Genomic DNA, 20,182 nt, shown 5'->3' on the forward strand with positions numbered 1-20,182 from the left:
CGCCTAATATTTCTCTCCCAGACGGCACGACCGAGGGGCAAGCAGTATTTGTTGTTATTCATGGTGTTTGAGCATCCTTAGAGGATATTCGATTCGACATACACGCAGCCTCTTCCGCAGATGGAGCGTTCATCCTTTCCTGCGGTCAAGTGCAGAAATGGCTGTACTGGGGAGGCGTGCAATCTAACGAGCATGTTCAGGTCGCCTTTTTTCTGAGCATCATCTGGATCATTGCGAACAGGCGATGGAATAAATAATCTATGTGATCGGCGTCGATCACAGGCTTTTGATCGACTTCGTAGTGCCGAATGAGGTGATCGTTACCTATGGAGGTCAATTCGAGCGCTTCGGCGTTCAGCCGTGCGTACAGCGTGGGCTCCGCAGTCACCGCACTCAGAATAAGGTGGACCGAGTTTTTCTTGTTTGACGGATTTTCCAAGGATTTGAGGCGTTCCCAAGCATCCCAAAGCCGCTCCAGCGCTTCGCGCCTGATCAGAGGGTTGGGGTCTGAGAACTTGGTTCGTGCTTCTTCGAGCAGGACATCCAAGGTGCGCTCGCCGGTGTTAAACGTCGTGCGCCTGAGCGCCAGATCGATGACCGGAGGCAGCACACGAATGACGCGGCCTGTCGGCTGCATTTCAAAGGCAAGGCCGTTGCGCGCGAAGTAGCGATTGATCGTTTCGCAGAAGTCTTCTTGACCAGCTGCCTGGTCAAACACCAGGTGATCGTGCCGCAGAAACTTGTGATATTCGCGCTGGATGGGTTTCGCCACCATGGCGTGAACGAATGTCACAAAGTCCAGGATGAGGAGGGTGTCTGGTGCGAACGGCTCCCACTGAGAGCTAAAGCCTTCTTCAACTCTTTGGGTCGTTTGCAGCGGCCATTCCAGGCCGCGGATTTCACCGACGACAGCTGCGCCAAAGGCGGCTTCGTCACAGCCGCAAACGGCCTGCCCGTCAGGGCAGCGGTCTGGGAATCGCTGACCGAATGCGCCGCTGTTGATCAAGCCCTGGACAGTGGCGACGATGGCAGCCCACACCGCTGGTGTGATCACGTCTTCGGTGCGGGCGACAGGTCCGTTTTCGCGGTCGCTGTAATAGTCGATCATGCGGACACCCCCCTGCGTGAGGTTGGCTTAGAGGCTGCGACGTTGATCGCTTCTTGCAGCGCCGCGACGCTGGCTAGCACCGTATCCAGGGAAGGGATGTCGCCGAAGATCATTCCGGACATGGCTGCGTAGTCCCGCCCGAGCGCGTCGTGCATCGCGGCGTCGGGAGTCAGCGTGAATGTGCCTGGGACCGCTGAGTCCAACCCTAGGTCAGGGCTGCCGAAGAACAACCTGGCATGCGTTGCGCAGTCGGCGGCAAGATGGTGATCGGCTTGCCAGTCTACCCCTCCCTCCGCCTGCATCAGCCGATGGATGTCGTAGTAGTGGCGCGAGACCCGTTGGCCTTCGTGTCGCAGTTCTTTGCGGCGGTCATACCACTGGCGCAGGCCGTGCAGGATGATGACCTTGTCCCAGAACGTTCGCTCCGGCTGCACCGTCGTGACGTTTCCGACAGCTAGGTTCAGGTCGGGCACATCTGCCGCCACGTATGGCGTCACTGTCGCGGCGATGTGCGGGTCCAGCGCGGATTTCGCGCCGGCCTCGATCTTGACAGCGGCGCGAATGTAGTCGCCCTCGGTAGCCGTAACTGCGGGATACCAGAACAACAGGGTTTGACCGTCCTTGTCGTCGCGGTCAGCCTCCAGTCGGAAACGCATCCCTGGAATCGCAGCCGCCGCGACTTCGGTGAACTGGGTGGTCAGCGGGCCTGCGATGTAGCTTTGGCAGGCATTGCGAATGGCGTCGAGGCGAGCGCGGCGCTTCTTGCCACTGAGCCCCTCCAGGTCTGCCGCTTCGATACCCTGACCGAGGTCATCTCGGAAGACCGTGATGTCGATGTCTTCGGAGAACCGGGAGATAAGCCCGAAGGCCTTCGACAGTGACGTACCACCCTTGAAGAGCAGTCGTGGGCCACCAACAGGCAGGCCGTTGAACAGTGCGTCCAGGGTCCAGCAGACCCAGAAGTCTTTCTCGACGTTTTGGACGGCAGTGCCCAGGCGCACTGCCGCGCCGAGGAAGAGATCCCGTCGCTCAGCATCTGTTGCCGCGATCACAGTCTTGAAGTCGGCGTTCAAGCAGCCTCCCCGATCGCGCTTTTTGGGCGAGGGCGCTTTGCGCTGGTGTTGGCCTTGGGGCGTTTGAGCTGTGTGGTGGCCGCAGCCTTGGGATCGCATCCCGGCAGTTCGCGTACGAAGCTTTGCATCCAGGTCGGCAATGTGTTGAAGCCTTCCAGAAGGTCTTTGCGTATGGCATCGCCGTGGACTGGATCTGCTAGCAGCTTGCCCAGCTTGCTCAAGACTCGCTGCCTGTCGGTGGTCAGGGTGTCCTTCAGCCAGTGGAGGGCCTGCACGACACGCATGGCCGGTCGGCCAGCCCAGTACAGGCGGCTGGGTGCCGTCTGTTTGAACTCGATGACGAGGTTGTCCAGTTTCACGGATCGACGTCTGGCGTCGGTGTGGATCGTGACACGGGCAGGCACTGCGTCGGTCAGGCCAAGGTCGTTCGCCGCAGTCATGCCATCGACCAGCAGCCGTAGTTGATCCCGACGGGCGATGGCATCGACGACAGCGCAATAGTCTGGGCTGGTGGGTCGTTTGGTCAGGCTGTTGATCGTCGGCCGGTCATACAGCCCTCTGTCGATGCGTCGCAGTTCACCGTCGTGAACCATGCGTTGCAACGTCTTGTCGACCGCATCGCGGCTGCCGAAAGCAGCAAAGTCGGTCGGCACCCAGACGTGGCTGGCCCCGCCAGTTGTGATGAGGGATAGAACAGCAGCTTTGAGGTCGGACATGTTTGTCCGATGTTTGTAGCTGTTTTGCGGACTTGTGGCAAGACTTTTGTCCGAAATTTGTGGTGAAACTTCAGCTTTTTGTCGATCTCGACAAGCTCATTATGTCCGAAAAATGTAGAGTTCTTCGGACAAAATGGATCCCTTGTTCTATCAACGAGCAGCGTTACGGCTCGGGATCCGTATGCCGATGGATTGATCGTGCAAGCCCATGAACCGCGATGCGGGCGCCCCCGGCCCCCCAGGGAGATGGCCGGTCGCGCTGTCGTGCTCGCAGCGCATCGAGCCCCCGTTCCCTGCGGTCACGGCGTCTCGCCCCTGTCGGGCTTCCATCGTCCCCTCGCGCTGCTCGGCTGACGCCTCCGGCCCGGCTTCCAGCTTCGGGCCTGCGCGCTTCGCTTGCCGTGCGGTCGGCACACAGGGATAGCCGTTGCCTTGTTCAGCCGTCTTCCCTGACTTCATCACCTTGTCCGCGACTGTAGCCCGCGGCCGTGTGCCGTCAAGGCGCGCAGGGCCGTGTCCTCGGCTGCGCCTGCGGGCCGCACCAACCCTGCGCTTGTCTCCTTGACTGCACCCGTCCACGGGCTCCCTTTCGTCGCGGGCGATGAACTCAGGAAAGACGGTGGCAACAGGGCCAACCGGGTTCCTCGTGCCGACCGCACCGAACAGCCGCAAGGCTGGGCTCCGAATCTAGGAATCCGGTGTGCGGTTTTCTTCAACAGCCTTCTTGTTCAGGAGAACGACATGCTTGCAACCCGTTTCGCTTCCCACTCCCCGGCGCTGCGCAGCGACTACCCGCTGTCCGATGACCAGATTCGCAGGGTGGCCCCGTCCATCTTCGCGGACGCCCCGCACGAGAGCCGTTCCGAACGGTACAGCTACATCCCGACCGCTGCCGTCCTGACCGAGCTTCGCAAAGAAGGCTTCCAGCCCTTCATGGTGACGCAGACCCGCGTGCGCGATGAAGGCAAGCGCGAGCACACCAAACACATGCTGCGCCTGCGCCATGCCAGCCAGATCAACGGCGCGGAGGCTAACGAAATCGTGCTGCTGAACTCGCACGACGGCACGAGCAGCTATCAGATGCTGGCCGGAATGTTCCGCTTCGTGTGCAGCAATGGCCTTGTGTGTGGTGACACCGTGGCCGATGTGCGCGTGCCCCACAAAGGCGACGTGGCCGGTTCCGTCATCGAAGGCGCTTTCGAGGTGTTGAGCGGCTTCGAGCGCGTGAAGGAATCGCGCGACCTGATGCGCAGCATCACTTTGGACGATGGCGAAGCCGAAGTGTTCGCCCGTGCTGCGCTTGCGTTGAAGTACGACGACCCGGACAAGCCCGCGCCCATCACCGAATCGCAAATCCTGATGCCGCGCCGGTTCGACGACCGCCGCCCCGACCTGTGGAGCGTGTTCAACCGCACGCAGGAGAACTTGACCAAGGGCGGATTGCATGGCCGCAGCAGCAATGGACGCCGCCAGAGCACCCGGCCCGTGCAGGGCATTGATTCCGACATTCGCCTGAACCGCGCCCTGTGGCTGCTGGCTGATGGCATGCGCTCCCTCAAGGTTTGACCGCTCCCCCGCCGGAGGGGCGGTTTCCCCTCCATTCCCTTGTTTCACTCGATTGGAGATACACCATGAACGCCATCACCCAAACCGAAGCCCGCGCCGTCAATACCGCCGCAGCTATTCCGCTGGAAGCTGCTGACCCGACCAAGAACCTGATTTTGGTTCCGCTGTCGCGGCTGGTGCTGCGCCCCACGGGCCGCAACGTGCGCAAGACCCCGCGCATGTCCATCCCTGAACTGGCCGCGAGCATCCAGCGCGTGGGCCTGCTGCAAAACCTCATCGTGATTGCATCCGCCGATGGCGAGCATTACGAAGTCGTGGCCGGTGGCCGTCGCCTCGCCGCGTTGAAGCTGCTGGCGAAGAAACACCGCATCGCCAAGGATTGGGAGGTGCCTTGCTTGCAGGTGGCCGATGGCACGGCCCGCACGGCCAGCCTCACCGAGAACGTGCAGCGCGAAGCCATGCACCCGGCAGACCAGTTTGAAGCGTTTGCCGCTCTGGTGGCCGAAGGCCGACCCATCGAGGACATTGCGGCGGATTTCAGCGTCACGCCGCTGGTGGTGCAGCGCCGCTTGAAGCTGGCGAATGTCTCGCCGCGCCTGATGGCGGACTATCGGGCCGATGCTGTGAGCCTTGACCAGTTGATGGCCCTTGCCATCACCGACGACCACGCCGCGCAGGAAGCCGCGTTCTACGATGCGCCGCAGTGGCAGCGCCATCCCTCGCACTTGCGCGAGCGCCTGACCGAACGGGAAATCGACGCCTACCGGCATCCGCTGGTGCGCTTCGTCGGACTGGACAGCTACGAAGCCGCAGGCGGCGGCATCCGCCGTGACCTGTTCGCGGAAGGCGATGCGGGCGTGTACCTGACCGACGCCGCGCTGCTGGAACGGCTGGCGCAAGACAAGCTGGCAGGCATTGCCGCCACTGTCCGCGCCGAGGGTTGGGCGTGGGTGGACGCCACGCCGGGCGTAACTCATGCCGACCTGCACGCCTTCCAGCGTGCGCCGAGGGAACGGCGCGAGCCAAACAAGCGCGAAGCGCAGCGCATCGAAAAGCTGCAAGAGAAAATGCGGGCCATCGGTGAAGCTGTGGACGCCGCGATGGACGCCGACGACGAGGAAAAGGCCGATGCCTTGCAGGAGGAAGGCGAAACCCTGGGCGAGCAGTTGCAGGCGCTGGAAGATGGCTTGCAGGACTACGGCGCGAACGTGAAGGCCGCAGCCGGTGCCATCGTCAGCATCGACCGCAACGGCGAGGCGGTCATTCATCGCGGTCTGATGCGCGAGGCCGAGGCCAAGGCGCTGCGCACACTGGAACGGCTGCGCCAAGGGTTCAGCGGCGAGGATGCCGAAAACGACGACGAAGGCGAGGACGACGAGCAACCCAAGAGCGCCGCCATGTCTGACCGGCTGGCGCAACGCTTGAGCGCCCACCGCACCGCCGCGCTGCAAATCGAAGTCGCACGGCATCCGCAATCCGCGCTGGCCGCCGTGGTGCATGGCATGGTGCAGACCGTCTTGCAGGAAAGCCGCTACGGCCTCAACCGTGATTCTTTGCCGCTGGGCGTGAGCCTGAAACCGCAAGACCGACTGGAAGGCATGGCCCCGGACTGGCCGGAATCGCCCGCCGCCGTGGCACTGCGCGAACTGCAACAGGTGGCCGGTCAAGGGTTGCCGGAGGACAGCGCCGAACTGTTCGCCGTGCTGCTGGCGAAGCCGCAAGATGAACTGGTCAAACTGCTGGCCGTGTGCGTGGCTTCCACGGTGGACGTGGTGACGCCTCGCGCCACGCCGCACCAGCGCGGCGCGGAACTGGCGCAGGCCGTGGGCCTCGACATGGCCGCATGGTGGCAGCCGACCGCCGAAGGCTACTTCAAGCATGTTTCCAAGGCCGTGATTCTGGATGCCGTGGGCGCGTTTGCACCGGAATCCGTCACCCGGCTGGCAAAGCTCAAGAAGGCCGACATTGCCAGCGAAGCCGAGCGGCTGGCCGATGGCACGGGCTGGATGCCTGCCATCTTCAAGGCCGAAGGCCCGCAGGATGCCGCGCAGGAGGCTGGCCCGGAGGATGCCGAGGCAATGGCGGATGAACCCGCCGAGGCGCTGGCCGCTTGACCCGTGCAGAAGGCGAACGCCCCGGCTCCGACCGGGGCGCTTCGCTGGAAGGAAAAGCTCCCATGACCCGTACCACCACCAGCCGCCCGCGCATGGCGGCGATCTACGCCCCCGGCACGGTGCGCGCCCGCCGCTGGCACGGCGATGGCGACGTGCGCGGCTACCGCCCGCCCTCGGGCTGGTCGGCCCGCGCCGACCTCACCGACATTCACCCCATCACGGGCCGCGCCTTGCCGCGTGCCGTGTGGTGGATCATCGAGACGAAGGAATAACCGCGTTCAGCACCGCGCCCAGGTCGTTCCGTCCTGGGCGCGGTGAAACGCAAAATCCGGGCGCGGCAGTGGCCGCGCCCGGTGTTCAAGGCCAACAGCCAAATCAGAACGCCGCCGCCTTCGCCGTAGCTCATGCGGCGGCGTTGAAGTGGTCGGGCCTCCCGCCCGGCAATGGGCAGGCCCACATGGGCCTGCAAGCCGAAGCGCCCACCCTGCGCGGGAATCATCAGCAGTTTTCGGCTTGTCGCGTGCATACCCCGCAGCGTGGGCCGCTTCCATTTCATCGGCGGCATATCCGCGTTTCCTGCATGGAAATCTGGAACGGCCTGGGCGTGTCGGCGCGATGCGCCGCCGGGCTTTCGGGCTGCGCCCCGTGCCGACTTCGCTGTCACGGCCATTCGGCTTCAATCCCTTGTATCTTTGAAGTGCGTGTCCGGCAGTGCCGTCACGCCCGGACCTGTCAGGGTTCGGGGTTGGCCGCAGCATGTAGCCCGTCATCCCTCGGTGCCCATGGAGCCCGTGCGTGAGTCTTGGGCGCATGCATGCGCCCGATCTCTGAAAGCCCGAACAGTTGCGTGAACGCCGTTCGCATTTGCAAGGAAGGGACGCAGGGATCATGGCCAATCAAATTGCAGTCGGTATCGACATCTCCAAGAAGACCATGGATGTAGCCATGGGGCACGAGCAGCCTACGGCCATATTCAGCAACGATGGTGCCGGGCATCAAGCGTTGATCGAAGAGCTGAAAAACCATCAGGTCTCGCTGATCGTGATGGAGGCGACCGGACAGTACCAACTGGCCTGCGCCTGCGCACTTCAAGCTGCGGGATTCGCTGTCGTCGTCATCAACCCTCGGCAGGCACGGGACTTCGCCAAGGCCATGGGGCGCCTAGTCAAGACCGACAGCGTGGATGCCCGCATGCTGGCTGAGCTGGCCCAGGTGCTGAATCTGCGGCCGGATCGAGACCGCTTCATCAAGCCGATGCCAGACCAGGCGCAGCAATACCTTCATGCACTGGTGCTTCGACGCCGGCAACTGGTGCGCCTTCTGGTCAGTGAGCGCCAGCGCAAGCACATGGCGCATGCCGAGGTGGTGCAGGACATTGTGGAACTGATGGATGTGCTGTCGAGACAGCTTGAAGCGCTGGATCGGAGGATTGCGGAACACTTGGCGTACCATCAGCCCGATCTGGCCGCCTTGCTCAAGAGCGTCAAAGGGGTTGGTCCGGCAACGGCTGCGACGCTGATGTCCGAGCTGCCAGAGCTTGGCCGGCTCAAGGCCAGGCAGATCTCTGCGCTGGTAGGCGTCGCTCCGATGAACCGGGACTCGGGCCAGGCCCGCGGCAAACGCTTCATCTGCGGCGGACGTGCCGCGGTCAGGAGCGCTTTGTACATGGCCGCCATCGTCGCCATGCGTCACAACGCCGTGATACGGCGTTGCTATGAGCGTCTGCTGGCGGCAGGCAAGCCGAAGAAGGTGGCCATCGTGGCCTGCATGCGCAAGCTGCTGATTATCCTGAATGCCATGGTCAAAAGCGGGCGGCCATGGAATGACCAGCTTGCACAGGCCTGAAATTGCTGGAGAGTGTCCCCATGTCCGGCCGGCCGCTGCGCCGGCGAATGGGCTTCAGATACCCATCGCCATGACCCAGCCCGCCAGCCCGGCCAGCAGCACCACGAGCGCTGGCGGCACGCGTCCCACCGTCAGCAGCCCGAACGAGAGCAGCGCCAGCCCAAAATCCGCCTTGCTGTGGATGGCACTCGTCCATACCGGGTCATAGAGGGCGGACACCAGAATACCGACCACGCCGGCGTTGATGCCGGCCATGGCCGTCTGGATGCCCGCGCGGTGGCGCAGCACTTCCCAGAACGGCAGTGCACCGACCAGCATGAAAAAAGCGGGGAGGAAGATCGTGCCCAGGAGTGCCAGCCCGCCGATCCAGCCATGCAGCGGTCCGTGGGCGACCGCGCCGAGGTAGGCCGAGAAAGTGAACAGCGGCCCCGGCACGGCCTGCGCCGCACCGTAGCCGGCCAGGAAGTCGGCATTGCTCACGACGCCGCTGGGCACCACCGAGGCCTGCAGCAGCGGCAGCACAACGTGTCCACCGCCGAAGACCAGTGCACCGGAGCGGTACACCCCTTCCAGCAGGGCTATCGTGGACGAGTCCGTGGCTGCCGCCCACAGGGGCAGCCCGACGAGCGGTGCGGCAAACAGCAGCAGCGCCACGATGCCCAGCTTGCGCGAGACGGGGTAGCTGTGGGCGTGGCCGCCGCCGGGTTGCGCGATCTTCAATGTCCACCAGCCCAGCAGCCCAGCCACCGCGATGGCGGCAAGCTGTCCCGCGGCCGAGGGCAGGACCATGGTCAGCAGCGCCGCCAGAATGGCCAGCGCGGCGCGCGGCCGGTCCGGGCACAACGACTTGGCCATCCCCCAGACCGCTTGCGCCACGATGGCCACGGCGACGACCTTGAGCCCGTGCACCCAGCCGGACTGGGCCAGCCCCTGGTACTCGGCGATGCCAAAGGCGAACAGGATCAGCGCAATCGCCGATGGCAAGGTGAATCCGGCCCAGGCCGCCAGCAGCCCCAGCCAGCCCGCGCGGCCCAACCCCAGCGCCATACCGACCTGGCTGCTGGCCGGCCCCGGCAGGAACTGGCACAGGGCGACCAGATCGGAGTAGCTGCGGTCATCCAGCCAGCGGCGACGCTCGACGAACTCCGAGCGGAAATAGCCCAGGTGCGCGATCGGCCCGCCGAAGGAGGTCAGCCCCAGCTTGAGAAAGGCGCCGAAGACTTCGACGGGTGAGCCGCGCGCGGCTGCGGACTCATGCTGCAAGGTGTTGGTTGAATCTGTCATTTGTGCATCGCCTCCCCGGTGAACTCCCGGATGCGTTCCTTGGCCAGTGCCAAGCCTTCCTTGCCCTTGGGCGTGATCGTGTAGAGCTTGCGCACGGTGCGCCCTTCACGCTCCTGGCGGGAGACGAGGTAGCCGTCGCGCTCCATCTTGTGCAACATCGGGTACAGCGTTCCGGGAGAGAGGCGGTAGCCGTGGTGGGCCAGCTCGTCGATCATCCATTGCCCGTAGATCTCCTGCTCGGCCGCGTGGTGCAGCACATGCAGGCGGATCAGTCCCGACAGCAAGTCGTGGTGCTCCATAGCGCGCGGTGTCGATTGTTCTTTCATATCGAATATCGATAACGAAATTCGATAATATCAGCTTCAGATCACCCGACTGCGCACGCAGAGGTATTTAGACCTTGCGACCCTCAGCATCCACCACGGCCTCACCATCCTCTTTGTTGAACGCGCCGCGCTGCGGCTGCGGCAAGATGTCCAGCACGGCCTCCGATGGCCGGCACAGGCGCGTGCCCAGCGGCGTGACCACGATGGGCCGGTTGATGAGGACGGGGTGCTGGAGCATGAAGTCGATCAACTGCACGTCGCTCCACTGCGGGTCATCCAGGCCCAGCTCGGCATAGGGCGTGCCTTTCTCGCGCAGCACGGCGCGCGCCGATACGCCCATCGCGGCGATCAGTGCCGTCAGCGTCGCCCGGTCGGGCGGCGTCTTCAGGTACTCGATGACCGTGGGCTCCTCGCCGCTGTTGCGGATCAGGGCCAGCACGTTGCGCGACGTGCCGCAGGCGGGGTTGTGGTAGATGGTGATGTTGCTCATGGTGGCTTGCCTGGGTTAGCGGGAGGAAGGGTTCGGGCCGCATTCGTACCAGCCGCGCGAGCGGTTGACCACGCGCACGACCAGCAGCATCACGGGTACCTCGATCAGCACGCCGACCACGGTGGCCAGCGCCGCGCCGGACTGGAAGCCGAACAGGCTGATGGCGGCGGCCACCGCCAATTCGAAGAAATTGGAAGCGCCGATCAGTGCCGACGGGCAGGCGATGCGGTGCTGCTCGCCCACCTGGCGGTTGAGCCAGTAGGCCAGCCCCGAGTTGAACAGCACCTGGATCAGGATGGGCACGGCCAGCATGGCGATCACCAGCGGTTGGCGCAGGATGGCCTCGCCCTGGAAGGCGAACAGCAGCACCAGCGTGAGCAGCAGCGCGGCCATGGACAGCGGGCCGATGCGGGCCAGCGCGGCATCGAAGGCGGCCTGGCCCTGGCGCAGCAGCGCGCGGCGCCAGAGTTGCGCGAGGATGACCGGGATCACGATGTAGAGCAGCACCGACACCATCAGCGTGCTCCAGGGCACGCTGATGGACGACAGGCCCAGCAGCAGGCCGACGATGGGCGCAAAGGCGAAGACCATGATGGTGTCGTTCAGCGCCACCTGCGACAGCGTGAACGCCGGGTCGCCGCCGGTCAGCCGGCTCCAGACGAAGACCATGGCCGTGCAGGGCGCGGCGGCCAGCAGGATCAGGCCGGCAACATAGCTGTCGAGCTGGTCGGCCGGCAGCCACTGGGCGAAGATCTGGCGCACGAAGATCCAGGCCAGCAGCGCCATCGAAAACGGCTTGACGGCCCAGTTGATGAACAGCGTCACGCCAATGCCGCGCCAATGCTGCCTGACCTGGCCCAGCGCACCGAAGTCCACCTTGAGCAGCATGGGAATGACCATGACCCAGATCAACAGGCCCACCGGCAGGTTGACCTGCGCGACCTCGAGGCGGCCGATGGCCTGGAACACGCCGGGTGCGAACTGGCCCAGGGCCACGCCCAGCACGATGCACAGGAACACCCACAGCGTCAGGTAGCGCTCGAAGAGGCTCATGGGCTGCGGCGCTTGTTCAGGCCGCAGCGCTTCAGGGATTGCATTCATTGCCCCGGCCTCACTTCGTACCGATATTGCGCAGCTCATGCTGCAACGACATGGCGTCCAGCCGCTGCAGCGGCAGCGACAGGAACAGCTCGATGCGTCGGCGCAGCGTCAGCGCCGCATCCGTGAATGCCTTGCGCTTCTGCTCATCGGTGCCTTTGACGGCTGCGGGGTCAGGAACGCCCCAATGCGCCGACATTGGCCGTCCCGGCCACACCGGGCAGACCTCGCCGGCGGCGTTGTCGCAGACCGTGAATATGAAATCCAGCTCCGGTGCACCGGGCGCCGCGAACTCATCCCAGTTCTTGCTGCGGTAGCCAGCGGTCGGCATGTGCAGCCGCTCCAGCGTGGCGAGCGCCAGTGGGTGGACTTCGCCCTTGGGGTGGCTGCCCGCCGAGTAGGCGCGAAAGCGCCCCTGGCCCAATTCATTGAGGATGCCTTCGGCCAGGATGGAGCGAGCCGAGTTACCCGTGCAGATGAACAGGGCGCTGTAGATCTTGTCGGTGGTCATGGGTATCTCACATCAGCAGCAGGAGGAGGCCGGCTTCACCGCAACGCCCATCGGCTTGCCGCGCACCGGGGTACAGCACGCTGCGGCGGAAGTCGCTGCAGGCGCCGCTTCGTTAAAGACCGGAATATTGCCCAGCGTGTGAAAGTGCTCCCAGGCCACGCCCTGCGGGTCGGTGATCCAGTGCTTCTCGCTGCGCGCGTAGCAGCAGGTCGTGGTGCCCTCGTCCAGCAGCGTCATGTCGGCCGCCTCGGCGCGGGCCTTCAGCACCGCCAATTCCTCGGCATCGTCGGTCTGGATACCCAGGTGGTCAATGCCCGGCTTGTTGCCACGTGTGGAGATGGCGAAGTTGACCGGCGGGTCTTCGAGCATCCATTTGGCGTAGTCGCTTTCGACGCGCGCGGGCTGCGCGGCGAACAGTTGGGAATAGAAGCCGATGCTGCGGTTCAGGTCATCGACGTGCAGGTGGACGTGGAAGCGCTTCATGGGGAGATCCTTTCAGCAGGAGGTACAGGCAGAGGAGGAATCACTGACCTCGCACGTGCTGCCTTGGCAGCAGTGCTCGGTCAGGTAGCCGAGCAGCCCATTCATCTGGCTGAAGTCGGCGCGGTAGATCAGGTTGCGGCCTTGCTGTTCGATGGTGACGAGGCCAGCATGAGCCAGTTCCTTCAGGTGGAAGGACAGCGCGTTGCGGGCCACGTCGAGCTGATCGGCCAGAACGCTGGGCGTGAGCCCTTCGGGGCCGGCGACGACTAGGGATCGGAACACGCGCAGGCGCTGGGCATGGGCCAGGGCACCGAGGGCGGAAACGGCTTGGGCTTCATTCATTATTCAATAATACATCAATTATTGAATCAATGGCAATGCCGCTTATGCTGGATCAAGCCTGCGTGGCTTGACTTTCAAGACAGTTGCTCACGCCTTCGCGCCTGCGGCGCTGCGCGCTTCGCTTGCCTCCAGGGGATTGGCGCAAGGCCCATCCCCGCCGCGCGAGCTTGGCGCCCCTTGATACCGCCGAACCGGCTGCGCCGGATCGGCCAGAGTCAGCGCTCCGCCGCAATGGGCGGGGCTGGGGCCGGTACGCCGAGGCTTGCTGCGGCAGGTTGTGCGAATGCGTGCCGTCCTCAACGCTGGCGGTTCTTGCCCATCACGTCACGAAGGACGGTTCACGGACATCCCGCCCGGCACCGCTATGGAGCTTCCACGCCACGCCTCAAGACCGGCGCCGCAAAGTGCGGCAGGGGCGTTCTCGCCTGTCGTCGGGTGGTTGACCTGGCCCGCGTCAGTGGGCGAGCCGGTGCTGCCTTCGTGCGGGGATGCCGAGCCGGCCCTATCTCCATTCGGTGCGGTTCGGCCCAAGGCGTCCTTGTGTTGTTGTGAATCCTGGCGGTGGCGCGGCTGCGCCTCGGGCTTCATGGCTGCAACCGTCCGGCGAAAACAATTTCCCCTCTGCTGCGCAGATTCCTCGCGGGCCAAATTCTTTTCGCCTCCCGACTCTCCACTGCGTTGCGACCGCGAGCGGTGCAGCCTGCCCGTCCCCCGCCGGCCGGATCACAACAAGGACGCGATGGGCGCGAACCTTGTTCCACCGAAAGGAGAAATCATCATGGCCAACATCGGCACCTTCACCGCAGACAAAGACGGCTTCACCGGCACACTTCGCACCCTGACACTCAACGTCAAGGTCAAGCTGGTGCCCAACGACAAGGGCGACAACGAGAAGGCCCCGGACTTCCGCCTGCAGGCCGCCAGTCACGACATCGGCGCGGCGTGGAAGAAGATCAGCGAGGCCGGGCGGGAGTACATCTCCGTGACCCTCGACGATCCTTCGTTCCCGGCCACGGTCTACGCCCGCTTGATCGAAGACGAGGACGGCACGCACGACCTGTTCTGGTCGCGCAGCAAGCCCCAGGCGGCCTGACGGCCGCCAGCGCCCCCGCCCGCTGCGGCGGGGCGCTGTACTGCGTGGATTAGCAGACTGGAAGGCTTGGCTCTTCCAGCTTCGTGATGGTGGTGGTCGGGCAGCATCACCATGACTTCGTGTTGCCAGGGCGGATGCTGGGCGATTCGGCGCACTGCGCCGACCGGGCTTTGCGGGCTGCGCCCCATGCCGACTTCGCCGTCATGGCCATTCGGCTTCAATCCCTATCGCGGCTTCGCGCCGGTGGCGCTGCGCTTGCCCCCAGGGGAAAGCCCTGCGGCCTATCCCCGCCGCGCGATGCTTGGCGCCCCTGAAGTCCCCGAACCGGCTGCGCCGGATCGGTGGCCCAGCGCCTACGGCTGGGCCGCTGCTGCGAGCTGGCTTTCAGCCTCGCTCATCAGCACCGCCGTGCTGCATTCGAGCGCACTGGCGATCTTGAAGATGATCGCCAGCGTGGGCATGTGCTCGCCGCGCTCGACCTTGCCCATGTGCGAACGCTCGATGCCGGCGAGGTTCGCCAGCGATTCCTGCGCGATGCCGCGCTCCGTCCGCAGCGCGCGCACCGCCGCGCCGAAGGCTTGCGCCAACTCGGCATCGTAGGTGGTGGCGCCCGCTGGCCGGCCGCGCTGGATGGATCGCTTCTGCATAGACAGAAGCGTCAATTCGCAGCACAATTAAAACCACGTTATCTTTAACTCATTCATGCTTTTGGCCCTTATTCGTGCTTTTACGGAAATCCGCTTCTGCGGATTCCGACAGAACCGGAAAACCGCCAACGTGACTTTGCAGATTTCTACAATTGAGCTTTTGCGCTTTCGTGTTTCCACGCTTTGGCGTGGATGTGCAAAACCGACTTTCCGCGTTGGAACAGGAGCACCACGATGAACGCTCCCCTCGTCACCGATGCGCAGCGCGCCGCGCTGCTGGAGAACGGACGGCGGGCCACCGCCGGTGAACCGCACGACCCGTTGCCGGTTGTGCGGCTGTTCACTCCCGACGCGCACGCCACCTGGCTGCTGACCTCGCTCGATCCCGTCGATGGCGACACGGCCTACGGCCTGATCGACCTGGGAATCAGCTTGCCCGAGCTGGGGACGGTGAAACTTTCCGACCTGGCTTCCATCGTCGGGCCGCGCCAGCAACCCGTGATGCGGGATCGGTATTTCCAGGCGATGCGCCCGCTTTCGGAATATCTGCGGCTGGCGCAGGAAAACGGTTCCGTCGTCGATTGAACCGCTCGTGCTACAGCCAAGCTGGGGGCATTCAGACTATTTCGGTCTTGCTCCAGACCTGTCCAGTCTGAATCAGCACTCTTGCACCAAACCTGTGCGTGCGTGGCGGAATCAGCCACGATCTTTCATGCGGCTTGCGGCACGGTGTCAGTACCGCATGACGTTTTTGGTGCCGTGCGGCCGTCGCATTCGGACGAATTTCGCAACATGCCGGAGCCAACCAGTCTTGACACCAGCCGTTACAGCTTAACCGGATTTCCACCTTGATTTAATGCTCCCGCATGTTTGACGCCGTGGCGACGTTCCTGCTGTTCGACGGGAGCTTGGGTCATGGTCAATCCTCATCATGTCGCGCACTGGTATCCCACTGCGGCTTACCTCTATGTCTTGTGGCTGGATGCGCTTGCGCTGGCTTGGGAGTACCTGCGCAGGCACCCCGATTACCGGCTCGACTGGCTGCGCCGTGCGCGCCGCCCCGATGCGGCGCATCGCTGGGGCTTGCGCGTGCTGGAAGACCCGGCGCTGGATGCGCGCGATGCGCATCCGGCCTGGCAGCCCGGCCAAGCTGATGTAGTGCAGCTCTACCCCGATGCCGATCCGCCTGTGGATGCCGAGCCCTTCGCGTTCTGGCGTATCCCTGGCCACAAGCAACTTCTCCACGATGGCAAGGGACTGGCGCTGATCGCGCGCAGCCCCGGCCAGTGTCTGCGCTTCGCGCTCGCGCCTGGCCTGCAAGACGGCATGGCTGTCGCCTATGCCCATCGCGGCGGCGCCTTCGCGCCTACGCGCGGTCATGCGCTCGACGCGGCCCAGGCCGCCACCAAGCCCAGGCCGACGCCCGCCGCGCTGCTGGAGCTGCACACCTTGCAGGCGCTCGATGCGACCCTCGCAGGCGCGTCCTTGCGCGATGTGGGCGAAGGACTGTTCGGTGCCGACGCTGTGGCCGACTGGTACAGCGACGGCGGCCTGCGCTCCAAGGTGCGTCGCCTGGTGCGGCGCGGCGATGCGTTGATGCGCGGCGGCTATCGCCGCCTAGCACAACTGTCCCCGCTTGAGAAGGGTCGTTTTGAAGAGGACGCAAAACGACCCTGAGCAGGAGAGCTTCGTTTTCTGAGACTGCCTCCATCCGGTTGCGCTGTGCGGCCGGAGCTTTGAAAGCTATGGAGGCTCACACCATGCGTCCCGCTCCCTTGCGGCCTGCCGCCGCTCCCATGAATCCTGCTGCGCAGCCGCAGCGTTATCTCACCAACGACGAAGCCGCCGACTACTTGCGCCTGTCGCCGCGCACGTTGGAGAAACAGCGTGTGCTGGGTGGCGGCCCCAAGTTCCGCAAATTCGGCCGCCGCGTCATGTACGCCGTGGCCGATCTTGATGCCTGGGCTTCCGAGCGCAGCTTCGAGAGCACATCCGATCCCGAGTACGCCGAGCAGCATTCGGCGGACAGCCGTGCGCGCTGATCGCTTGCGCGCGGGTGGCCTTCGCCATGTCCAGCCCTGCGCTGCCGTCCCGGCAGCGGCCCGTGCCAGAGCGCGAACAGCTCGATCTGTTCCGCGCCTTGCCGGGCGACATGGCGCCGCGCGACAGCCAGGACTTGATGGCCTTTCCGTTCTTCTCGCTGGCGAAGTCGCGGCGTACGGCGCCGATCGACTTCCAGGCCGGCGGCATCACGATCCGCGTGGAAGGCACGCAGGAACACGGCATCGCCACGATCTGGGATGCCGACGTGCTGATCTGGGCGGCCTCGCAGATCGTGGAGGCGCGCGACGCGGGCTTGCGCCCGTCGCGGCTGATGCAGGCCACGCCCTACGAGATCCTGCGCTTCATCGGGCGCGGTACATCGCTGCGCGACTACCAGCGCCTCAAGGCCGCGCTGGATCGCCTGCAATCCACGACGGTGGCCACGTCCATTCGGGAGACCACGGGAAGGCGGCTGCACCGCTTCTCGTGGATCAACGAGTGGAAGGAGCTGGCCGATGCCAGGGGAACGCCCTTGGGGCTGGAGCTGATCCTGCCGGACTGGTTCTATGCGGGCGTGCTCGATGCTGCCCTGGTGCTGACCATCGACCCGGCGTATTTCCGGCTCACGGGCGGGATCGAGCGATGGCTGTACCGCTTGGTGCGCAAGCACGGCGGGCGACAGCCGGGCGGGTGGCAGTTCGACTTCCAGCACCTGTACCGCAAGTCAGGCAGCGTGGCGCGGTACTACGACTTCGCCGCCGACCTGCGGGCGCTGGTGGCGCGGCAAGCCTTGCCTGGCTACCAGTTGGGCATCGAGTACGTCTCGGGCATTGCCTCGCCGCTGCTGACGTTCCGGCCCGTGCCGCAAACGGCACGGGGATAACTGCGACAAAGCCTGTGGACGGACTCGTGCTATCAGGCAACAGAGGTATCGTGCTATCAGGCAACGAATCCTCGTGCTATCAGGCAACAAAATTGGCCGCAAAGCCAATGCTGGCGCGGGTTTCGGCCTCCCTTAACTTCCCTAACTTAAATTCTCTAATTGGTAGTAGAAGCGCCTCGCCACGGTGGACAAGCACCAAGTCGGCGAAAGAAGGGCACGAAAAGCAGCAGCAACAGCCGGGCTCTCCAACGCGGAGGGCCAGGCCATGATCGTTGCCCTGCTCAACCAGAAAGGCGGCGTGGGCAAGACCACGCTCGCCACCCACATCGCCGGCGAGCTGGCGATGCGCGGCCAGCACGTCGTGCTGCTGGACGCCGACCCGCAGGGTTCATCGCTGGACTGGACGCAGCGCAGAAGCCAGCAAGGCTTGCCAAGGCTGTTCAGCGCCGTGGGCCTCGCACGCGAAACGCTGCATCAGGAGGCACCAGAACTCGCTAGGCGGGCCGATCACGTCGTCATCGACGGCCCGCCGCGCATCGCCGCCTTAGCGCGCTCCGCGCTGCTGGCGGCCGAGCGCGTGCTGATCCCCGTGCAGCCCAGCCCCTATGACCTGTGGGCCAGCGCCGAGATGGTGACACTGATCCGCGAGGCGCAGGTATTCCGGCCTGCGCTGCGCGCGGCCTTCGTCATCAACCGGCGCGTGAGCACCACCGTGATCGGACGCGAAGCGCGCCAGGCGCTCGCCGACCAGCCGCTTCCCGCGCTGCGCTCGGAAGTGCATCAACGCATCGTGTTCGCCGACAGCGTGGCCGCTGGTCGGCTTGCCCGCGAGACGGCGCCCGACAGTACCGCCGCGCGAGAAATCACCACGCTGGTGGACGAACTTCTGCGGTGGCCGACATGACTGCGAAGCCGCCACCCAGCAGCAAACGCACGGCCAAGCGCGTCGGCATCGGCGCGCGTCCGCCGGCGAATCCGCACGCCGAGGCGTGGATTCGCCAGGGCAGCGCCGATGACCTCCAGAAAGGCGATCTCTACACGGCCCGCCTGACCCTCGACATCACGCCCGCCATGCGGGCGCGCATCAAGGTATCGGCCTTCACGCAAGGCGTGACGGTGGCCGATCTGTTGCGCGCGCTGCTGGAGCGGGAATTCCCGGAGAAGTCCTCATGAACACACCCGCCTCGACGGCTTCGGCACCGCCATCCATCCCGCCTGTCGGCGTGGCCGACGGCGTGCCGCTGACGCGCGTTGCGCTCGCGTACATCGACCAACGCTTCGACCTCTACCTGCGCTTCGGTGATCCTGCCCGCATCATCCGTTTCGACCGCTGGCGCCGCTGCGCGGTGTTCACACCGAATGCGGTTTTCTGCCGCATCCGTTGGCAGGCCAACGACTACGGCACGATCCGCTGGCAGCTCATGGTGATGCAGGCGTGCATGCCGATGGATGGCGCGCAGCGCATTGCCGGCGTGCAGCCGGGCGCGCGCCTGTTGCTGCACGCCGAGGGTGAGCAGTCGGTGCGTGCCGTCCTGGCGCGCATCGACGCCATCGAGGCGCTGGGCATCGCACCTGCTGCGGCTTCGCCCGTGTACTGGCGCACGTTGGGCAACCGGCTCGCGGCTCGCTTGCCGCTGCCCGAATACAGCGCCGAGCGGCACGCCGCCTGGCTGGCCGGGAGGGCGCTGTCATGACCACGATTTCTGTTCCCACTGCTCTCACGCATCCACGCTCGCGCCTGCGCGCTCGCCTCATGCTGGCGGGCCTGTCCGCCTGCGGCCTCGCTGCGCTGGCCTGGGCCTCCTTCGTGCATCCGCTGCCGCGCCTGACCTACAACCCGTCGGACAGCGTAGCGGTCGGCTGGTATCGCGTCGATCCGCTCGACCATCGCACCAGCTCGCCGCTACATCCGCTGCAACCTCCATTGCACGTGGGCAGCATCGTGCTGGTGCCGCTGCCCGTCGAGGCCGCCGCGCTCGCTGCGCAGCGCGGCTACCTGCCGACGCGCATCCCGTTGCTCAAGCGCGTGGGCGCGGTGGCGCCGCAAGAGGTGTGCATTGCTGACGGCAGCGTCCGCATCGACGGCGTGCTTTCGGCCGCCGTGCTGCCTGCCGACCGCTGGGGCCGGCCGCTGCCATCCTGGCAGCAGTGCCGCCGCCTTCGGCCTGGCGAGCTGTTCCTGCTCAGCGTCACCAATCCGGCGTCGTTCGACAGCCGGTATTTCGGGCCGGTCAACGCCGCCTCCGTGATCGGCGTTGCGCGCCCGGTCTGGCTGGAGTCGCGCCCATGATGACCGCCGATTCGCTGCGCGTCAGCGTGCTATCGGGCGTGTCGTTCCGGCTGCTGTCGCCGCGTCGTCGTGCGTGCAGTGCGCGTACCGATCCTGCGTATCTGGCACCGCACTTCGCGCGGCCTCCGGCGCAGCCGTCCCACGTGCAGGCGTCTTGCCTCCAACGCGGCTGGCCTGCGGCCATCGCCGTGTTCGCCGGGGCGCTGACTGCTTGTGCAGCAGCGCCACCGGGCCGCAGTTGCCGGGAGCGGATGCGGGAGGCAAATGCGG

At 65.1% G+C, this 20,182-nt stretch carries 24 protein-coding genes; 13 read left to right on the forward strand and 11 right to left on the reverse strand.

Annotated elements, in window-relative coordinates; all coding sequences use genetic code 11:
* Window positions 1-196 precede the first annotated feature (196 nt).
* From MRB47_RS09635 to MRB47_RS09645, 3 genes are read right to left on the reverse strand one after another with little or no spacing between them, the layout of a single operon-like run.
* Window positions 197-1,108, reverse strand: a complete 912-nt coding sequence (locus MRB47_RS09635; protein ID WP_252102563.1) for an AbiJ-NTD4 domain-containing protein — start codon at window positions 1,106-1,108, stop codon at window positions 197-199.
* Window positions 1,105-2,181: a nucleotidyl transferase AbiEii/AbiGii toxin family protein gene (locus MRB47_RS09640; RefSeq protein ID WP_252102564.1), complete on the reverse strand. Its 1,077-nt coding sequence runs from the start codon at window positions 2,179-2,181 to the stop codon at window positions 1,105-1,107. The genes MRB47_RS09635 and MRB47_RS09640 overlap by 4 nt, the downstream gene beginning before the upstream one ends.
* Window positions 2,178-2,897, reverse strand: a complete 720-nt coding sequence (locus MRB47_RS09645; RefSeq protein ID WP_252102565.1) for a DUF6088 family protein — start codon at window positions 2,895-2,897, stop codon at window positions 2,178-2,180. Before MRB47_RS09645 ends, MRB47_RS09640 begins: the two co-directional genes overlap by 4 nt.
* A gap of 741 nt (window positions 2,898-3,638) precedes the next feature.
* Between MRB47_RS09645 and MRB47_RS09650 the strand changes: the two genes are divergently transcribed.
* The 4 genes from MRB47_RS09650 to MRB47_RS09665 all read left to right on the forward strand — a co-directional run bounded on the left by MRB47_RS09650 (window position 3,639) and on the right by MRB47_RS09665 (window position 8,422).
* Window positions 3,639-4,463, forward strand: coding sequence for a DUF932 domain-containing protein (locus MRB47_RS09650; protein ID WP_252102611.1), 825 nt, complete (start codon window positions 3,639-3,641; stop codon window positions 4,461-4,463).
* Between the two features lie 65 nt (window positions 4,464-4,528).
* Complete coding sequence (locus MRB47_RS09655) at window positions 4,529-6,577, forward strand: ParB/RepB/Spo0J family partition protein (protein ID WP_252102566.1); 2,049 nt, start codon at window positions 4,529-4,531, stop codon at window positions 6,575-6,577.
* 62 nt (window positions 6,578-6,639) lie between these two features.
* On the forward strand, window positions 6,640-6,849 hold the full coding sequence (locus MRB47_RS09660; RefSeq protein WP_252102567.1) for a hypothetical protein: 210 nt from the start codon (window positions 6,640-6,642) through the stop codon (window positions 6,847-6,849).
* Between the two features lie 616 nt (window positions 6,850-7,465).
* Window positions 7,466-8,422 (forward strand): IS110 family transposase, encoded by a 957-nt coding sequence (locus tag MRB47_RS09665; RefSeq protein ID WP_027457584.1) that lies wholly within the window; start codon window positions 7,466-7,468, stop codon window positions 8,420-8,422.
* Between the two features lie 54 nt (window positions 8,423-8,476).
* On the opposite strand, the gene chrA is transcribed toward MRB47_RS09665, so the two are convergent.
* From chrA to MRB47_RS09700, 7 genes are all read right to left on the reverse strand, one after another.
* Window positions 8,477-9,706, reverse strand: coding sequence for a chromate efflux transporter (chrA, locus tag MRB47_RS09670; protein ID WP_027457583.1), 1,230 nt, complete (start codon window positions 9,704-9,706; stop codon window positions 8,477-8,479).
* The gene (locus MRB47_RS09675; protein ID WP_027457582.1) at window positions 9,703-10,005 is read right to left on the reverse strand and encodes a PadR family transcriptional regulator; all 303 of its coding nucleotides are present in this window, start codon (window positions 10,003-10,005) and stop codon (window positions 9,703-9,705) included. The genes chrA and MRB47_RS09675 overlap by 4 nt, the downstream gene beginning before the upstream one ends.
* Window positions 10,006-10,099: 94 nt before the next feature.
* Window positions 10,100-10,522 carry an arsenate reductase (glutaredoxin) gene (gene arsC / locus MRB47_RS09680; RefSeq protein WP_027457581.1) on the reverse strand — a complete coding sequence of 141 codons (423 nt, stop codon included), beginning with the start codon at window positions 10,520-10,522 and terminating at the stop codon, window positions 10,100-10,102.
* A 15-nt stretch (window positions 10,523-10,537) separates the two neighbouring features.
* On the reverse strand, window positions 10,538-11,623 hold the full coding sequence (arsB, locus tag MRB47_RS09685; protein ID WP_049405857.1) for an ACR3 family arsenite efflux transporter: 1,086 nt from the start codon (window positions 11,621-11,623) through the stop codon (window positions 10,538-10,540).
* 10 nt (window positions 11,624-11,633) lie between these two features.
* Window positions 11,634-12,131 (reverse strand): arsenate reductase ArsC, encoded by a 498-nt coding sequence (locus MRB47_RS09690; protein WP_027457579.1) that lies wholly within the window; start codon window positions 12,129-12,131, stop codon window positions 11,634-11,636.
* Window positions 12,132-12,143: 12 nt separating this feature from the next.
* Window positions 12,144-12,614, reverse strand: a complete 471-nt coding sequence (locus MRB47_RS09695; RefSeq protein WP_027457578.1) for an ArsI/CadI family heavy metal resistance metalloenzyme — start codon at window positions 12,612-12,614, stop codon at window positions 12,144-12,146.
* 12 nt (window positions 12,615-12,626) lie between these two features.
* Window positions 12,627-12,956 carry an ArsR/SmtB family transcription factor gene (locus tag MRB47_RS09700; protein WP_027457577.1) on the reverse strand — a complete coding sequence of 110 codons (330 nt, stop codon included), beginning with the start codon at window positions 12,954-12,956 and terminating at the stop codon, window positions 12,627-12,629.
* A gap of 778 nt (window positions 12,957-13,734) precedes the next feature.
* Between MRB47_RS09700 and MRB47_RS09705 the strand changes: the two genes are divergently transcribed.
* Window positions 13,735-14,049 carry a DUF736 domain-containing protein gene (locus tag MRB47_RS09705; protein WP_252102568.1) on the forward strand — a complete coding sequence of 105 codons (315 nt, stop codon included), beginning with the start codon at window positions 13,735-13,737 and terminating at the stop codon, window positions 14,047-14,049.
* Between the two features lie 353 nt (window positions 14,050-14,402).
* Here MRB47_RS09705 and MRB47_RS09710 read toward each other — a convergent pair whose 3' ends face one another.
* Window positions 14,403-14,696, reverse strand: coding sequence for a helix-turn-helix domain-containing protein (locus tag MRB47_RS09710; protein ID WP_059400945.1), 294 nt, complete (start codon window positions 14,694-14,696; stop codon window positions 14,403-14,405).
* A 234-nt stretch (window positions 14,697-14,930) separates the two neighbouring features.
* Between MRB47_RS09710 and MRB47_RS09715 the strand changes: the two genes are divergently transcribed.
* From MRB47_RS09715 to MRB47_RS09750, 8 genes are all read left to right on the forward strand, one after another.
* Window positions 14,931-15,281, forward strand: a complete 351-nt coding sequence (locus MRB47_RS09715) for a DUF2958 domain-containing protein (RefSeq protein ID WP_252102569.1) — start codon at window positions 14,931-14,933, stop codon at window positions 15,279-15,281.
* A 330-nt stretch (window positions 15,282-15,611) separates the two neighbouring features.
* On the forward strand, window positions 15,612-16,373 hold the full coding sequence (locus tag MRB47_RS09720; protein WP_252102570.1) for a DUF2285 domain-containing protein: 762 nt from the start codon (window positions 15,612-15,614) through the stop codon (window positions 16,371-16,373).
* An 83-nt stretch (window positions 16,374-16,456) separates the two neighbouring features.
* On the forward strand, window positions 16,457-16,738 hold the full coding sequence (locus MRB47_RS09725; RefSeq protein ID WP_009517015.1) for a helix-turn-helix transcriptional regulator: 282 nt from the start codon (window positions 16,457-16,459) through the stop codon (window positions 16,736-16,738).
* 26 nt (window positions 16,739-16,764) lie between these two features.
* A complete protein-coding gene (locus MRB47_RS09730) occupies window positions 16,765-17,622 on the forward strand; it encodes a replication initiator protein A (RefSeq protein WP_252102571.1) in 858 nt (285 codons plus the stop codon).
* Window positions 17,623-17,887: 265 nt separating this feature from the next.
* Entirely contained in the window at window positions 17,888-18,526 is a 639-nt protein-coding gene (gene parA, locus MRB47_RS09735; RefSeq protein ID WP_252100565.1) for a ParA family partition ATPase, read from the forward strand.
* Window positions 18,523-18,795, forward strand: coding sequence for a chromosome partitioning protein ParB (locus MRB47_RS09740; protein ID WP_252100566.1), 273 nt, complete (start codon window positions 18,523-18,525; stop codon window positions 18,793-18,795). The genes parA and MRB47_RS09740 overlap by 4 nt, the downstream gene beginning before the upstream one ends.
* Window positions 18,792-19,316 (forward strand): DUF2840 domain-containing protein, encoded by a 525-nt coding sequence (locus MRB47_RS09745; protein ID WP_252100567.1) that lies wholly within the window; start codon window positions 18,792-18,794, stop codon window positions 19,314-19,316. The genes MRB47_RS09740 and MRB47_RS09745 overlap by 4 nt, the downstream gene beginning before the upstream one ends.
* Window positions 19,313-19,912: a S26 family signal peptidase gene (locus MRB47_RS09750; protein ID WP_252100568.1), complete on the forward strand. Its 600-nt coding sequence runs from the start codon at window positions 19,313-19,315 to the stop codon at window positions 19,910-19,912. Before MRB47_RS09745 ends, MRB47_RS09750 begins: the two co-directional genes overlap by 4 nt.
* The last annotated feature ends 270 nt before the right edge of the window (window positions 19,913-20,182 follow it).

It is taken from the genome of Diaphorobacter sp. LI3, from assembly GCF_022807955.1.
GTDB lineage: Bacteria > Pseudomonadota > Gammaproteobacteria > Burkholderiales > Burkholderiaceae_C > Diaphorobacter > Diaphorobacter nitroreducens.

Bases quoted from the DNA above. Each gene is read 5' to 3' on its own strand.
- MRB47_RS09635 (WP_252102563.1), bottom strand. From the start codon at position 1,108: ATGATCGACTATTACAGCGACCGCGAAAACGGACCTGTCGCCCGCACC.
- MRB47_RS09645 (WP_252102565.1), bottom strand. From the start codon at position 2,897: ATGTCCGACCTCAAAGCTGCTGTTCTATCCCTCATCACAACTGGCGGG.
- MRB47_RS09650 (WP_252102611.1), top strand. From the start codon at position 3,639: ATGCTTGCAACCCGTTTCGCTTCCCACTCCCCGGCGCTGCGCAGCGAC.
- MRB47_RS09655 (WP_252102566.1), top strand. From the start codon at position 4,529: ATGAACGCCATCACCCAAACCGAAGCCCGCGCCGTCAATACCGCCGCA.
- MRB47_RS09660 (WP_252102567.1), top strand. From the start codon at position 6,640: ATGACCCGTACCACCACCAGCCGCCCGCGCATGGCGGCGATCTACGCC.
- MRB47_RS09665 (WP_027457584.1), top strand. From the start codon at position 7,466: ATGGCCAATCAAATTGCAGTCGGTATCGACATCTCCAAGAAGACCATG.
- chrA (WP_027457583.1), bottom strand. From the start codon at position 9,706: ATGACAGATTCAACCAACACCTTGCAGCATGAGTCCGCAGCCGCGCGC.
- MRB47_RS09675 (WP_027457582.1), bottom strand. From the start codon at position 10,005: ATGGAGCACCACGACTTGCTGTCGGGACTGATCCGCCTGCATGTGCTG.
- arsC (WP_027457581.1), bottom strand. From the start codon at position 10,522: ATGAGCAACATCACCATCTACCACAACCCCGCCTGCGGCACGTCGCGC.
- arsB (WP_049405857.1), bottom strand. From the start codon at position 11,623: ATGAATGCAATCCCTGAAGCGCTGCGGCCTGAACAAGCGCCGCAGCCC.
- MRB47_RS09690 (WP_027457579.1), bottom strand. From the start codon at position 12,131: ATGACCACCGACAAGATCTACAGCGCCCTGTTCATCTGCACGGGTAAC.
- MRB47_RS09695 (WP_027457578.1), bottom strand. From the start codon at position 12,614: ATGAAGCGCTTCCACGTCCACCTGCACGTCGATGACCTGAACCGCAGC.
- MRB47_RS09700 (WP_027457577.1), bottom strand. From the start codon at position 12,956: ATGAATGAAGCCCAAGCCGTTTCCGCCCTCGGTGCCCTGGCCCATGCC.
- MRB47_RS09705 (WP_252102568.1), top strand. From the start codon at position 13,735: ATGGCCAACATCGGCACCTTCACCGCAGACAAAGACGGCTTCACCGGC.
- MRB47_RS09710 (WP_059400945.1), bottom strand. From the start codon at position 14,696: ATGCAGAAGCGATCCATCCAGCGCGGCCGGCCAGCGGGCGCCACCACC.
- MRB47_RS09715 (WP_252102569.1), top strand. From the start codon at position 14,931: ATGAACGCTCCCCTCGTCACCGATGCGCAGCGCGCCGCGCTGCTGGAG.
- MRB47_RS09720 (WP_252102570.1), top strand. From the start codon at position 15,612: ATGGTCAATCCTCATCATGTCGCGCACTGGTATCCCACTGCGGCTTAC.
- MRB47_RS09725 (WP_009517015.1), top strand. From the start codon at position 16,457: ATGCGTCCCGCTCCCTTGCGGCCTGCCGCCGCTCCCATGAATCCTGCT.
- MRB47_RS09730 (WP_252102571.1), top strand. From the start codon at position 16,765: ATGTCCAGCCCTGCGCTGCCGTCCCGGCAGCGGCCCGTGCCAGAGCGC.
- parA (WP_252100565.1), top strand. From the start codon at position 17,888: ATGATCGTTGCCCTGCTCAACCAGAAAGGCGGCGTGGGCAAGACCACG.
- MRB47_RS09740 (WP_252100566.1), top strand. From the start codon at position 18,523: ATGACTGCGAAGCCGCCACCCAGCAGCAAACGCACGGCCAAGCGCGTC.
- MRB47_RS09745 (WP_252100567.1), top strand. From the start codon at position 18,792: ATGAACACACCCGCCTCGACGGCTTCGGCACCGCCATCCATCCCGCCT.
- MRB47_RS09750 (WP_252100568.1), top strand. From the start codon at position 19,313: ATGACCACGATTTCTGTTCCCACTGCTCTCACGCATCCACGCTCGCGC.